At 62.5% G+C, this 13,038-nt stretch carries 12 protein-coding genes and 1 pseudogene; 7 read left to right on the forward strand and 6 right to left on the reverse strand.

Annotated elements, in window-relative coordinates; all coding sequences use genetic code 11:
- Positions 1–4: 4 nt before the first annotated feature.
- A complete protein-coding gene (locus KTR60_RS14095) occupies positions 5–1,576 on the reverse strand; it encodes an MDR family MFS transporter (RefSeq protein ID WP_003944867.1) in 1,572 nt (523 codons plus the stop codon).
- 41 nt (positions 1,577–1,617) lie between these two features.
- Complete coding sequence (locus KTR60_RS14100) at positions 1,618–2,250, reverse strand: TetR/AcrR family transcriptional regulator (RefSeq protein ID WP_003944787.1); 633 nt, start codon at positions 2,248–2,250, stop codon at positions 1,618–1,620.
- A 104-nt stretch (positions 2,251–2,354) separates the two neighbouring features.
- Between KTR60_RS14100 and KTR60_RS14105 the strand changes: the two genes are divergently transcribed.
- The 4 genes from KTR60_RS14105 to KTR60_RS14120 all read left to right on the forward strand — a co-directional run bounded on the left by KTR60_RS14105 (position 2,355) and on the right by KTR60_RS14120 (position 5,744).
- Positions 2,355–2,708 carry a zinc ribbon domain-containing protein YjdM gene (locus tag KTR60_RS14105; protein WP_164490578.1) on the forward strand — a complete coding sequence of 118 codons (354 nt, stop codon included), beginning with the start codon at positions 2,355–2,357 and terminating at the stop codon, positions 2,706–2,708.
- Between the two features lie 101 nt (positions 2,709–2,809).
- The gene (locus tag KTR60_RS14110) at positions 2,810–3,841 is read left to right on the forward strand and encodes an ABC transporter substrate-binding protein (RefSeq protein WP_228402242.1); all 1,032 of its coding nucleotides are present in this window, start codon (positions 2,810–2,812) and stop codon (positions 3,839–3,841) included.
- A gap of 51 nt (positions 3,842–3,892) precedes the next feature.
- A complete protein-coding gene (locus KTR60_RS14115) occupies positions 3,893–4,312 on the forward strand; it encodes a DUF1622 domain-containing protein (protein ID WP_007728052.1) in 420 nt (139 codons plus the stop codon).
- A 31-nt stretch (positions 4,313–4,343) separates the two neighbouring features.
- Entirely contained in the window at positions 4,344–5,744 is a 1,401-nt protein-coding gene (locus tag KTR60_RS14120) for a DUF2252 domain-containing protein (RefSeq protein WP_007728051.1), read from the forward strand.
- Between the two features lie 4 nt (positions 5,745–5,748).
- Here KTR60_RS14120 and KTR60_RS14125 read toward each other — a convergent pair whose 3' ends face one another.
- The 3 genes from KTR60_RS14125 to KTR60_RS14135 all read right to left on the reverse strand — a co-directional run bounded on the left by KTR60_RS14125 (position 5,749) and on the right by KTR60_RS14135 (position 8,095).
- Positions 5,749–6,465, reverse strand: a complete 717-nt coding sequence (locus KTR60_RS14125; protein WP_228402243.1) for an SRPBCC domain-containing protein — start codon at positions 6,463–6,465, stop codon at positions 5,749–5,751.
- Positions 6,466–6,467: 2 nt separating this feature from the next.
- On the reverse strand, positions 6,468–7,097 hold the full coding sequence (locus tag KTR60_RS14130) for an ArsR/SmtB family transcription factor (RefSeq protein ID WP_007728048.1): 630 nt from the start codon (positions 7,095–7,097) through the stop codon (positions 6,468–6,470).
- A 74-nt stretch (positions 7,098–7,171) separates the two neighbouring features.
- A complete protein-coding gene (locus KTR60_RS14135) occupies positions 7,172–8,095 on the reverse strand; it encodes a neutral zinc metallopeptidase (RefSeq protein WP_003945028.1) in 924 nt (307 codons plus the stop codon).
- A gap of 163 nt (positions 8,096–8,258) precedes the next feature.
- Here KTR60_RS14135 and aspS point away from each other — a divergent pair, with 163 nt between their 5' ends.
- From aspS to KTR60_RS14150, 3 genes and pseudogenes are all read left to right on the forward strand, one after another.
- Complete coding sequence (aspS, locus tag KTR60_RS14140; protein ID WP_058226758.1) at positions 8,259–10,067, forward strand: aspartate--tRNA ligase; 1,809 nt, start codon at positions 8,259–8,261, stop codon at positions 10,065–10,067.
- 18 nt (positions 10,068–10,085) lie between these two features.
- Positions 10,086–11,052, forward strand: a pseudogene (locus tag KTR60_RS14145) (DUF389 domain-containing protein).
- Positions 11,053–11,243: 191 nt separating this feature from the next.
- Positions 11,244–12,425 (forward strand): kinase, encoded by a 1,182-nt coding sequence (locus KTR60_RS14150; RefSeq protein ID WP_042448767.1) that lies wholly within the window; start codon positions 11,244–11,246, stop codon positions 12,423–12,425.
- Between the two features lie 71 nt (positions 12,426–12,496).
- On the opposite strand, the gene KTR60_RS14155 is transcribed toward KTR60_RS14150, so the two are convergent.
- Positions 12,497–12,877, reverse strand: a complete 381-nt coding sequence (locus KTR60_RS14155) for a nuclear transport factor 2 family protein (RefSeq protein WP_228402244.1) — start codon at positions 12,875–12,877, stop codon at positions 12,497–12,499.
- Between the last annotated feature and the right edge of the window lie 161 nt (positions 12,878–13,038).

Below are 13,038 nucleotides of genomic sequence, written 5' to 3' on the forward strand. Positions count from 1 at the left end.
TCAATTACTCGAGCGGGGGTGCAGAGCGATCGATCGTCGTCGCGAGTGGCTTCTCCTTGACGAAGAGCAACAACACGACCGCTGCGATGACCAAGGGGACGAGGTAGAGGAAGATCGGCGCCAGCGCGTCGTTGTATGCACCGACGATGATCTCGCGAACCTGGCTCGGCAACTTCCAGAGGATTCCCGGGGTCAAGGAGTTCTCGTCACCACCGACCGCGCCGCCATTCGCCGGGAGTCGCTCGGCCAGGAGATTGGTCAGACGCGAGGCGAACAGGCTGCCCACGATCGCGCTGCCCAACGACGCACCGATCTGGCGGAAGAAGTTGTTCGACGCGGTGGCCGTTCCCACTTCGGCCGCGGGGAAGGTGTTCTGCACGATCAAGATCAAGATCTGCATGACGAGGCCGAGTCCGATACCCATGAGTGCGATGTAGCAACCGAAGACCAGCAGTGAGGTCGACGGCGTCAGACGTGAGAGCAGGACCAGAGCAACAGCGACGATGGATGTTCCGACGATGGGGAAGATCTTGTAGCGGCCGGTCTTGCTGACCAGCTGGCCGGACCCGATGGAGGCGACGAGCAGGCCCGCCATCATGGGAATCATCATCAATCCAGCTTCGGTGGCGTTCTTGCCTGTCACCATTTGGATGTAGGTCGGCAGGTAGGCGAGCGCACCGAACATGGCGATTCCGATGATCAGGCCGGCGACGGTGGTCAACACGAAGTTGCGCTGAGCGAACAGGTGCATCGGAATCACCGGTTCGTCGGCACGCTTTTCGACGAAGACAAAAGCCACTGCCGTCACGACGCAGCCGACGATCAACCCGATGATGACGGCCGATCCCCAGGCGTAGGTGTTTCCGCCCCAGGTCGTGAACAGGATCAGACACGTCGCTGCCGTCGCGACGAGAACCATGCCCAGATAGTCGATGCGAGGCTTGCCGAGGTTCGGCTTCCGCAGGTGCAGAAATGCCATCGCGCTCGCGATGGCGAGTAGGCCTAGGGGGATGTTGATCCAGAAGGCCCAACGCCAACCGATGCCCTCGGTGAACCAGCCGCCGAGTAGGGGACCGGCAACCGAAGCCAGTGCGAACACCCCGCCCATCGCACCCATGTACCGGCCGCGTTGCCTGGCGGGGACGACGTCGGCGATGATCGCCTGGGACAGCAGGATCAATCCGCCGCCGCCGAGTCCCTGCACGGCTCGACCAGCGATGAGTGTGGTCATGTCGTGGGACAGACCGCCGATCACCGAACCGACGATGAAAATGCTGATGGCGCCGATGAAGAGGCCCTTGCGGCCGATCAGGTCACCGAGTTTTCCGTACACCGGCATCATGACGGTCGAGGCGAGGATGTATGCCGTCGTCACCCAGACCATGTGGTTGACGCCGTTCAATTCGCCCACGATGGTGGGCAAAGCGGTACTGAAGATCATCTGGTCGAGCGAAGCCAGAAGCATCGTGATCATCAGCCCGACAAAAACGAGGATGATCGACCGTTTGTCCGGCGAGGCCTCGGTGTCGGTATGCGTGCCGTCGGGCTCGACGGTCGCAGCTTCTCGAGTGGACATGTAGTTCCTTAGTTGAGTGACGGCGGGTGCGAGAGTGTGGATCAGCTCTCGGACCTCAGTATTCGAGCCATCAGGAGTAGTGCCGGATCGAGCAAATCTGTTCTGGGGCTTGCCCGTTCACTGTTCTGCCATTTTCGGAAGACGTAACGCATCGCGGCGCCTGCGGTGATGACCGTTGCTGTGGCTTCGTCGGCAGCGGCTGTGTCCGAGTGCAGGCGGCGATACTCGGTTCTGTTCGACAACTCCCGCGTGAGGATCCGGGTGAGCGTGTCTTCAAGATCGTGGAAGGTGGCCAGATGTTGTTGCAACAGCGTGGGATGACGCTCGAACAATTCGCGTCGATGCGCGAGCAGATCGGGTCGCTCGTCGACGATTTGCATCGCCGCCTCGAATACCGCGAGAGCGCCGCGCAGCGGATCGTCCGGGTGCTCGCCGATGAGCGTGAGCATGGTCGTCTCACTTGGCACGACGAGCATGAGCCCACCGATCGCTGCGTCCTTGGTGGGGAAGTAGTTGAAGAACGTGCGGGTCGACAGATTGCAGGCTTCGCAGATTTTCTCGACGGTCACTTCGTCATAGCCCAGGTCGAGAACGAGTTCGACGGCGGTGTGCTCGATCAGCTGCCTCGTCGCAATTCGTTTTCGTTCGCGCAATCCGAGAGTTTCGGTTCCCATTTCATCCATAATTGCACAGAGTGCAAAGTTTCATCGAATGCAATATTTCGCCCAAGAATGCCTCATGAAATGCAAAAATGGGGATCGGGTGCCTGGTGGATAGGATGAACCGCGTGGAAGACACCTTGCCCCCTTGCCCTGAATGCGCCGGCGAATACACCTACGAGATGGGCGCGTTGATGGTCTGCCCGTCCTGCGCGCACGAGTGGGCGCCGACCGATAGTGCCGGCGAGGACCTGGGTGTGGTGAAAGATGCCGTAGGCAACATTCTTGCGGACGGCGACACGGTGACGGTCGTCAAGACGCTCAAGGTGAAGGGCAGTCCGACCGGCATCAAGTCAGGTACGAAAGTTCGCAACATCCGCCTTGTTCAGGGTGTTGGTGACCACGACATCGACTGCAAGGTCGACGGCATCGGACCGATGCAATTGAAGTCGAGCGTCGTCAAGAAGGTGTGACCGGACAGCGATAGTTGTCGGCTCGAAATCCTGTTCAGTTTCGACGGTTCGATAGCCACAATCGAGGTGATTCTCGACCGCTCGAACGAATGGACCGAACTGTGCCGAACTCGATCTGCCTGGCGCCCGCACTCGATAACACCGCACTCGATACAGACGAGCAGTGGAAACGCATCGTCGATGCGCTGACGCGCAGGGGTTTCCTCGGCGCCGGGCTCGGTGCCGCGGCCGCGACCTTGCTTGCAGCGTGCAGCAGCGACGAAAACGGCTCGGCGCCAAGTGGTCTCGTCACAGTGCAGGATGAGACGGGCAGTGTCGAGATTCCGTCGGACCCGCAGCGAATGGTCATCGCCCATGTCAGCGCCATGGCGACGGTGCTCGACCTCGGTGTGCCGCCGGAGAAGATCGTCGGCGGCTTCTTCGGTCTCGAGGGTGTGAGCGGTGACGCGGTGTTGCGTACGATGCCGGAGGCTGCGAACATCCCGAACCTCGGCACGGCGGGGACGTGGAACAAGGAAGCGATCATCGGCGCGTCGCCGGATCTGATCGTCATGCTCCTGACCGCCGGAAATGCTTATGCGGCAAAGTCCTACGACGAACTCTCCGCGACCGGTGTTCCAGTATTCGCCGGCTTCAACGGGTACCTCACGTGGGCCGAGATGAAGAAGTTGGTCACCTCGATGGGCGTCGCGGTCCGACGCGAAGACGCTGCTGCGGAATTGAACGCGAGAACGGAAGAGCGCCTCCTCACAATCAAGGATCGACTCTCCGCCCTCGGTTCGTTGCCGTCGGTGACCCTCCTCCGCACCGGCGAGAACGGTGTCGTCTACAACCAGGTCGACGCTCTTCTCGACGCCCTCGGTTTCCCCGGCGAACGAGCTACATCGGAGGAGTTCACGCGCACACTCACAGCGGAGCAACTCGATCAGGTGACCAGCGACGTGATCATCGTGGGCGCATTCCAGGACCAGCAGGACGTCCGCGCGCAGTTGGCGATGAACCCGCTCTGGGAGCGTCTTCCCGCTGTCCGCTCGGGGAACGTCCATTACGTCGACGACAGCCTGTGGGGCTCGGGCTATTCTCCCCGCGCGACCGAGCTGCGACTCGACGACATCGAGCGGATCTTCAGCTGACGCCGTCGTGTCACCTCGACTTATCGGTGCATTACCTCGAGAATCATGACCATGGACAAAATCAGGTTCTTCGAGCTGGTCACCGAATGGTTCGAGGTACTCGGTGTTGTCGCCATGGTTCTCGGGTTCGTGTTCGCATTCGTGATCGCGGGGCGCGCATGGAGTCGAACGCGGGACGGTAGTTCGGCGTTTCGTACTCTGCGCGAGACCATGGGCGCGGTCATCCTTCTCGGCCTCGAGATCCTTGTCGCCGCTGATCTGGTGAAGACGGTGACGTCGTCGCCGTCGCTGACAGACGCCGCAGTTCTGGGCATGATCGTTCTTATTCGGACCGTGCTGAGCCTGTCGATTCAGATCGAGATCGACGGGGTACTTCCGTGGCGCAAGGCGTTGGTGTCAAGTCCGGAACTCCTGGTACGCGCAGCGCGCGGATCAGGAGGCCGCACGACGCCCGACGCGTCGAGTTCGTAGCGATAGCCGTTGCGAGTGAAAGGTCGGGCAGATGACAGCAGTGCGCACCGAGCATCTCACGGTCGACGAAAGGCGGGCGCGCGGGCGCCAGGCGCGTAGAGATACGCCATTGGCCGCGCTCGCGGATCTGGCAGAGAGTGACCGTGATCCGATATCACTGCTCGAATTGCAGGCGAAGTCGCGGGTACAGGACCTGGTGCCCATCCGATACGGGCGGATGTCGGCATCGCGGTTCTCGTTCTTCCGCGGCGCTGCGCTGGTGATGGCCGACGATTTGTCACGCAGTCCGGATTCGGGTCTTGCCAGCCAACTCTGCGGCGACGCGCACCTGAGCAACTTCGGTATCTATGCGACGCCCGAGCGAAAGCTCGCGTTCGACATCAACGACTTCGACGAAACGTACCCGGGACCGTTCGAATGGGACGTCAAGCGTCTGGCCGCAAGTTTGGTGATCGCCGCAAAGGACAACGGATTTTCGGGCAAGGAGCGGAAGAAGATCGTTCGCGGATGCGCGGCCGAGTATCGGGAAACCATGATCACCCAGGCAGGATTGGGAAATCTTGCAGTCTGGTACTCGCACATCGCACCCGAGGACGGGCTCGAGGCTCTCCAGATCGACCTGAAGAAGCGCATGCTTGCTCGCACACAAGCGACGCTGGACAAGGCTCGTCGCCGCGACAGTGTGCAGGCGGCAGGCAAGTTCACCGAAATCGTCGACGGCCGGCGGCAATTCATCAGTGATCCGCCGCTGATCGTGCCCGCAAACGAGTTGTTCGCAGGGACCGATCTCACGCAGATCGAGGAGTTGCTACGTCAGCGCGTTCGGTCGTATCGGAGCACGCTGCAGTGGGACCGTCGGGTGTTGCTCGAAAGCTTCGAGATGACGCACATTGCGCGGAAGGTTGTCGGTGTCGGGAGCGTCGGAACACGCGCATGGATGATCCTCATGAAAGGAGTCGACGACGACGATCCGTTGATCCTGCAGGTCAAGGAAGCGCAACCCTCGGTATTGTCCGGCTACGTCGATGGTCCGACCTTCAAGAACGAAGGGGAACGCGTCGTCAACGGGCAACGCTTGATGCAAGCGACAAGCGACATCTTTCTCGGCTGGGAACGAGGGCCGGGGCTCGACGAGGGTGAGCACGATTTCTACATTCGTCAACTGCGTGACGGTAAAGGGTCGGCAGTCATCGAAGAGATGGTGCCGCAGGGGCTGGAACTCTACGGGCGCCTGTGCGCCAGGGTCCTTGCCTACGCACACGCTCGCTCGTCCGATCGGATAGCGATCGCCGAATATCTCGGTGACGGAACCGAATTCGATTTCGCGATCGGGGAGTTCGCGGCTGCCTACGCCAAGCGCAATGCTCGCGATCACGCCGCTCTGCTGACCGCGATCGACGACGGTCGCGTGTCAGCAGAGCGGGGAGTGTGACGACTCAGGCGAACGCGCCGTCGAGCCAGCCCTGCCACGCTGCCGTTGCTGATCCACCGTCAGCACCCTCTGCGAAGAGGTGATGGGCCGCGTCGACGGTGCCGCCGAAAGCATTTCGGCCGTAGAACCGCAGCAATGCGTCCTGGGTGCGCAAGCCGATGAACCAGTCGTTGATGTAGTCGACAATCGCGTCGACGGTTCCGATTCCGGGGACTTCCACCGACGCGGAGTCACCGACAGCGGCGCCCGAGGTGATTCCGAGGGCGCTGCGAAGCGTTCCCATCGCTCGCGGCGCGGAAGAGGATTCCGGGCCTTCAGCCGAGACATAGGTGGTGGGCCTGCCGGCGAAGTACCGCACGTACTGGCCGAGACTGTGCAGGTAGAAGTCCGTGTGCTTGCTCGCGCCGTCGTACTGGTTGTCCCAGTCATCGGCAAACACTCCGGCGTGGACGTAGCGGACAACGGCGGTGCTCTCGTCGCGGGCCTCGACGACGTATTCAAGGTTGTTGAACCAGCCGTCGGGGCCTTGCATGTGGATGGCGAGTTCGCGGGGTGGCTCCCACGTGGCGATGATCGGGCTGTCCGGGCGGCTGCCGTCGGCGGGGATCTTGAGAGGGGAGGGGAACATCCAGCCGGCCGTTTCGGCCGAGATGGCGGCCCAGATCTGCTCGGGGGTTCCTGGGACGACCACCTCGCGGCGGATTTCGAATTTCTCGGACATTGCTACTTCTCCGTTTCGGGCGCGTCGATCGCTTGGGTTGTGATGGTTTGGGGTGTGGTGAGGCTGGGATGCAGGGCGACAACGAGGCGGTGTTTGCGTCCGCCTTCGGAATTGCCGTCGTGATACTTGGCGACGAGTGAGTTGATCGACTCGCCGAGTTCGCCGGCGAAGGCGGCACGGTCGGCCGCCGTGGCAAAGGTGATGTCGCTGTCGATGGCAAAGGACGCCAACGGTTTTCCGGCTGCAGTTGCTCCGGCGATCAGTTCGCCGACCTCTCGGACGATCCGCGCTGCGAGACTGACGAGCCAGCGCGCCGAGAGTTGATCGGGGAACCGGCCCGGGTCCGGGGCGAGCGCCGACATGGCGGCAGGGGATATGACGTACGACGCGGCACTGGCCTGCATGATTCGCTCGGTCATGTTGCCTCGCTTGCGTTCCTCGACGAGCTCGACAAGTCCGTGGTCTTCGAGAGTGCGCAGGTGGTAGTTCACCTTCTGGCGTGTCAGCCCGATCCGGGGCGCCAGCGAGGATGCCGATCCCGGCACCGCCAATTCGGCCAGAATCCGTTGCCGAATCGGATCGAGCGACGCCTCGGCAGCTCCGGGGCGATCGATGACTGCTACGTCCAACATGAGAAAACCATCCCACCGACAACTAAATCTGTCAAGACAGAAAAAATTGTCGGTGGGATGGTTTCGGAGATTCGCTATCGCTTGAGGTCGGGCGGGTTGTTCAGATCCCGCGCCGAGTACGTGTCACACGACGAAATCTGGCCGGTCTGGTATCCGGTCATGAACCACGCCTGACGCTGTGCGGAGGAGCCGTGTGTCCAACCTTCAGGGTTGACCCGACCGGTCGTGGACTTTTGGATACGGTCGTCGCCCACCGACGAGGCGGCGGACAACGCGTCGCGAATGTCGTCTTTTGACAAGGGCTTCAGGAACGGTTGACCGGTCGCCTGATCGGGAATCGTGTCCGCAAAATGTGCCCAGACGCCTGCGTAGCAATCGGCCTGGAGTTCGGTGCGAACCGCACCCGACTGCTCACCCTGCGGGTCGGCCTGCGCGCGGCCGATGTCGCCGAGCTGATTCTGGATGTGATGTCCGAACTCGTGCGCGACCACGTACTCCTGTGCGAGCGGTCCGGCGCTGGAACCGAAACGGTCGACGAGTAGTTGGAAGAAACTCGTGTCGAAGTACGCAGTCTGGTCGGCCGGGCAGTAGAACGGACCGACGTCACTAGACGCCTGGCCGCAACCGGTGTTGACCGAACCGCTGAACAGAATGACTTCGGGTCGCACGTACGCCGTGCCGGTCTGCTTGACCAACTGCTGTTCCCAAACGTCGTCGAGGCTTCCGACGGTCAGTGTGACGCGGCAGTTCACATCGGCGTTTGCCTGAGCGCCGGTGCACTCGTCGACCGACGACAGTCCGGTCGACGAACTCGAAGTCTCGGTAGACGTACCCAGGAGTGAGCCGGGGTCACCGCCGAACAACAGCGCCAGGATCAGAACGATAATGCCGCCCGCGCCACCGCCGATCGCGATTTTGCCGCCGCGGCCACCGCCACCCCCGCCGCCTTGAACCTGAACGCGTCCCGCTTCGCCGCGGGCCCCCTCGTTGAAGGTCATCTATGTCCGCTTTCTGCTGTCGTGAACAAGTGCTTGCCGTCACTTCTGGAGATAGCTTCGCATGCGATGCGGGTCCGCGTTTCCGCTCTGTGCAGTTCGCTCCGTAGGATCGCAGGCAAAGTAGTCGGTCGTCGGTTATTGGAAGTAGTTCGAAAGGAATCCCGTGCTGCGCACACATCTCGCCGGTTCATTGCGACCCGAGCAGGCAGAGCAGACCGTAACGCTCACCGGTTGGGTAGCCAGGCGTCGTGATCACGGCGGAGTGATCTTCATTGATCTCCGTGATGCATCCGGAGTTGCGCAGGTAGTTTTCCGGGCAGGTGACGTGGCCGAGCAGGCGCACCGTCTGCGCGCGGAATACTGCGTTCGCGTGACCGGAACGGTCGAGGTTCGCCCCGAGGGCAACCAGAACTTCGAGATCCCCACCGGAGCAATCGAGGTCAACGCCACTGAACTCGAGGTTCTCAACGAAAGCGCACCGCTGCCGTTCCAGCTCGACGATCAGGTCGGCGAAGAAGCGCGCCTCAAGTACCGCTACCTCGACCTGCGTCGTGAAGGCCCCGGCTCCGCAATTCGCTTGCGCTCCAAGGTAAGTGCTGCAGCGCGCGGCGTTCTCGCGCATCACGAGTTCGTCGAGGTCGAGACTCCGACGCTCACGCGCTCGACGCCCGAGGGTGCCCGTGACTTCCTGGTGCCGTCGCGCCTTCAGCCCGGTAGCTTCTACGCACTGCCGCAGAGCCCGCAGCTGTTCAAGCAGCTCCTCATGGTCGGCGGCATCGAGCGCTACTACCAGATCGCACGTTGCTACCGCGACGAGGATTTCCGCGCCGATCGCCAGCCCGAGTTCACTCAGCTCGACATCGAGATGGCTTTCGTCAACCAGGACGACATCATCCTGCTCGCCGAGGAAATCCTGACGGCGCTCTGGAAGCTCGTCGGCCACGAGATCAAGACGCCGATCGACCGCATGACCTACACCGAGGCAATGCGTCGTTACGGCAGCGACAAGCCGGACCTGCGTTTCGGTATCGAACTCGTTGAGTGCGCGGAGTTCTTCAAGGACACGACCTTCCGCGTCTTCCAAGCCGAATACGTTGGCGCCGTCGTGATGCCCGGTGGTGCAAGCCAGCCGCGCAAGCAGCTCGATGCCTGGCAGGAGTGGGCGAAGCAGCGCGGCTCCAAGGGCCTGGCGTACGTGTTGGTCGGTGAAGACGGCACTCTCGGTGGTCCCGTTGCCAAGAACCTGACCGACGCCGAGCGCGAGGGCCTGGCGGCTCACGTCGGAGCCCAGCCGGGTGACTGCATCTTCTTCGGAGCGGGCGCGACGAAGTCGACGCGCGCTCTCCTCGGCGCTGCCCGTGGTGAGATCGCCCGCAAGAAGGACCTCATCGATCCTGACGCGTGGGCGTTCGTGTGGATCGTCGACGCTCCGATGTTCGAGCCGACCGCCGACGCCACTGCGTCCGGTGACGTCGCTCTCGGCCACTCCGCGTGGACCGCCGTGCACCACGCGTTCACGTCGCCGAAGCCGGAGTTCTTCGACACGTTCGACACCGATCCGGATTCCGCTCTCGCCTACGCCTACGACATCGTCTGCAACGGCAACGAGATCGGCGGCGGCAGTATTCGTATCCACCGCAAGGACATTCAGGAACGAGTGTTCAAGGTGATGGGTATCTCCGAGGAAGAGGCGCAGGAGCAGTTCGGCTTCCTCCTCGACGCCTTCGCCTTCGGTGCGCCGCCGCACGGCGGAATCGCATTCGGCTGGGACCGCATCACCGCGCTCCTCGCCGGCATGGATTCCATCCGTGAGGTCATCGCGTTCCCGAAATCCGGCGGCGGCGTCGACCCGCTGACGGATGCTCCGGCACCGATCTCGGCTCAGCAGCGCAAGGAATCGGGTATCGACGCGAAGCCCGAGAAGAAGTCAGAGGACAAGAAGTCCGAAGGCGACACCGGCGAAGCCAAGTAGAGCCGACACCGGATCGCCATGCTGCATTTGCGGGTGATCTGCCCGACCGAGCGCACCGAGCAAGTTCTCGGTGCGCTCGCGTCGCAGCGGGGCGCGACACACATCGTCGTGATGCGCGATGTCGCGGTTCATCCTGCCGGCGACATGGTGGAGGCCGACGTCGCACGTGAGGCGGCAAACGACGTCGTCGATGCCTTGAACGAACTCGGCGTCGCCGAGGACGGCGGAATGACGCTCGTACCGGTCGAGACGGTGTTGTCGGCGGCGGCGCGCAAAGCCGAGCGTGACGTGCCTGGTGATCCCGCGGATTCCGTCGTGTGGGAGGAATTGCTGTCCCGCACTCGCGAAGAGTCGACTCTCAACGGATTGTTCGTCGCGTTCCTGACCATTGCGTGCCTGCTGGCCGCGATCGGCGTCGTCACCGACTCTCAGATCACGATCGTCGGCGCCATGGTCGTCGGTCCGGAGTTCGGTCCGCTGGCTGCTTTGGCAGTCGCACTCGTACGGCGAGATCGACGGTTGCGTCGACGTTCGATTCTCGCGCTTGCCGTCGGATTCCCCATCGCGATGGGCGTGACGCTTGCCGCAACATTCGTGGTGAAGTTCTTCGGATGGATGGACGTCGTCAGTCTCGAGTCACTCCACGAGGTCGATTTCGTATACAAGGTCGGGCCCATTTCGTTTGTCGTCGCGCTTCTTGCCGGTGCGGCTGGGATGCTGGCACTCGTCTCGTCGAAGTCCGCTGCCTTGGTCGGGGTGTTCATCTCTGTCACCACGGTTCCTGCCGCCGGTTTCGCGGTGGTTGCGGCAGCAAACGGAGAATGGCGGGATCGCCGGGTTGTCGTCTCTGCAACTGGCTGTCAACCTGCTTGGGATCGTCACTGCCTGCGTGCTTGTTCTCTGGCTCAGAACCCGGGCCGACGAGGAATTCGAAGCAGCGTTGAAAGGCATTTCTCGATTTGTCGACGAGGACAAGACTCCATGACGTCGCCGGTTCGGAGTTCTGCTCACCGACAGCAAAATTCTCGAGAGAACTGTGTGCCGGTGTGGCGATTGGGGACTTTTGTCATCACCGCAGGTAGTCGGCAATTTCTGTTGCTGTGAGGCCTTGAATTCTCCGCTGCGAGCGGACGAGCTGGGCATGATCGGAGTCACTAACGGGTAAGTTGGTCGGTGATGACCGCATTACTGGCAGACCCCGTTTCCGAAGTCGTCGCAGCTGCTGAGCAGTTGCTGACACGCCGCACAGGGGCACCCGTAACCCTGGTGGATCCCGTAGATCTCGGGGGGAGTGGCCGCACCGTCGTGCTGCGCGTTCGCGTCGCCGAGAACCCGTTCTCCCTGCCCCGAACTTTGGTGATCAAGCAGGTCCGCGACAACTTCCAGGGAGCTACCAAAACAGCGATTGCGCTCCCGGCCGCGTCCGAAGGTGACTTCGACGTCGAGACCGCATTCCTTCGTGAAGCGGTGTCGTATCAGTTCGCCAACGCGCTTGCCAAGGACGCACGCCCCGGCGCCGAACTGTTGGCGTCCGACCTCGATGCTCGCCTCCTGATCCTGAGTGATCTCGGCGACGCCACCGCAATCAGCGTCCGACTCGAAGACTCCGACCCGGACACCGTCACTTACACGTTGATGGCCATGGCTCAGGCAATGGGACGCATGCACGCCGCGACCGTCGGCCGGGAGGACGACTTCACCGCACTGCTGCGTCGAGCCGAGGTTGCCCATTGCTCCGATGAAGTTGCGGATCAGGTGGGACGTGCCGTGGCCGGTGTTCCCGCGATGCTGGTGGAAAGTCTCGGCATCGATGTGAGTTCGGACATTCTCGAGCAGGTTCAGCATGCGCAGACACTGTTCAGCGGTGGCCGGTTCCGTGCCTTCAGTCCGTCGGACCTGTGCCCCGACAACATCATTGTCAACGACGACGGCGTGCAGTTCCTCGACTACGAGTGGGGTGGCTACCGCGATGCCCTCCTCGACATCACCTACGCGTTGGTGTCTTTCCCCGGTTGCCTGTGCAACATCGACCTGACCGAAGAGCGGGCGTCGGCGATGGTCGATGCCTGGCGGGCCGAGGTAGTGGGGATGTGGCCCGCCCTGGCCGACGAGGCCGAATTGGGCCGCCGGATCGTCGAGGCCCAACTCATCTGGGTCTGGCTCAGTACCTATCTGTACCTGCCCGAGGATCATTCGCGTATCGCCGCCGTCCGCGAACATTATCTCTCGATTCCACGCGCCGACGCACTGGTCGGACGCTGGGCCAGGCTCGCACGCTCGGCTCAGCTCGCCGGCAACGACGCCGTCGAGGCACACGCCCGCGACGTCGTGGCGGCTCTGCGCACCGAGTTCAGTTGAGTTTCTGACTGACCATATGCAGAAGGGCGCCCGTGCACGAAGCACGAGCGCCCTTTCTCGGTCGAGTCCGCTCAGTTGTCGGAGACCAGATCGTTCTCGGACAGGTCCGTCGCCGCGAGCGCCGTCGCCAGATCGGGATGCCGGAACGTCGACGTCACCTGGTCGGCCACGACTCGGAAAGCAGAGGCCAGGGTCGCTGACTTGTCCGGTTCGGCCGCCCACGTTGCGGTCTGTTCGACGACGACCACGCCGCGGTGGACGTACATCTTTCCGGGGACGAGCGTGATGCCGGCGTTGGTGGCCCACTCGCGCAGGGCAGCGAGTCCCTGGCTCGCGCCCTTCGGGCCGCCTACCTCGATGTCGTCACTCGACAACTGCAGCAGAGTGTCGACGTCTTGGGAGTTGAGTGCATCGTGCCACGCGAGGACGGTGGCGATCTCGGAGGTGCTCATGGCGACAACGCTATCCAATGCGGATTCACGACTGGGTGAGGGCTGGCGGAACAGCGGATTGTGTCGGGCGTCGGTGGTCTCTAGTAGCGTCGATTCGTGAGCGATTGGCAAGCGGAAGACAGTGCGGGGGCGAAAGACGGCGTGGTGGCGGAAGACGGCCT

It is taken from the genome of Rhodococcus sp. C1, assembly GCF_020809065.1.
GTDB classification, from domain to species: Bacteria; Actinomycetota; Actinomycetes; order Mycobacteriales; family Mycobacteriaceae; genus Rhodococcus_F; species Rhodococcus_F qingshengii.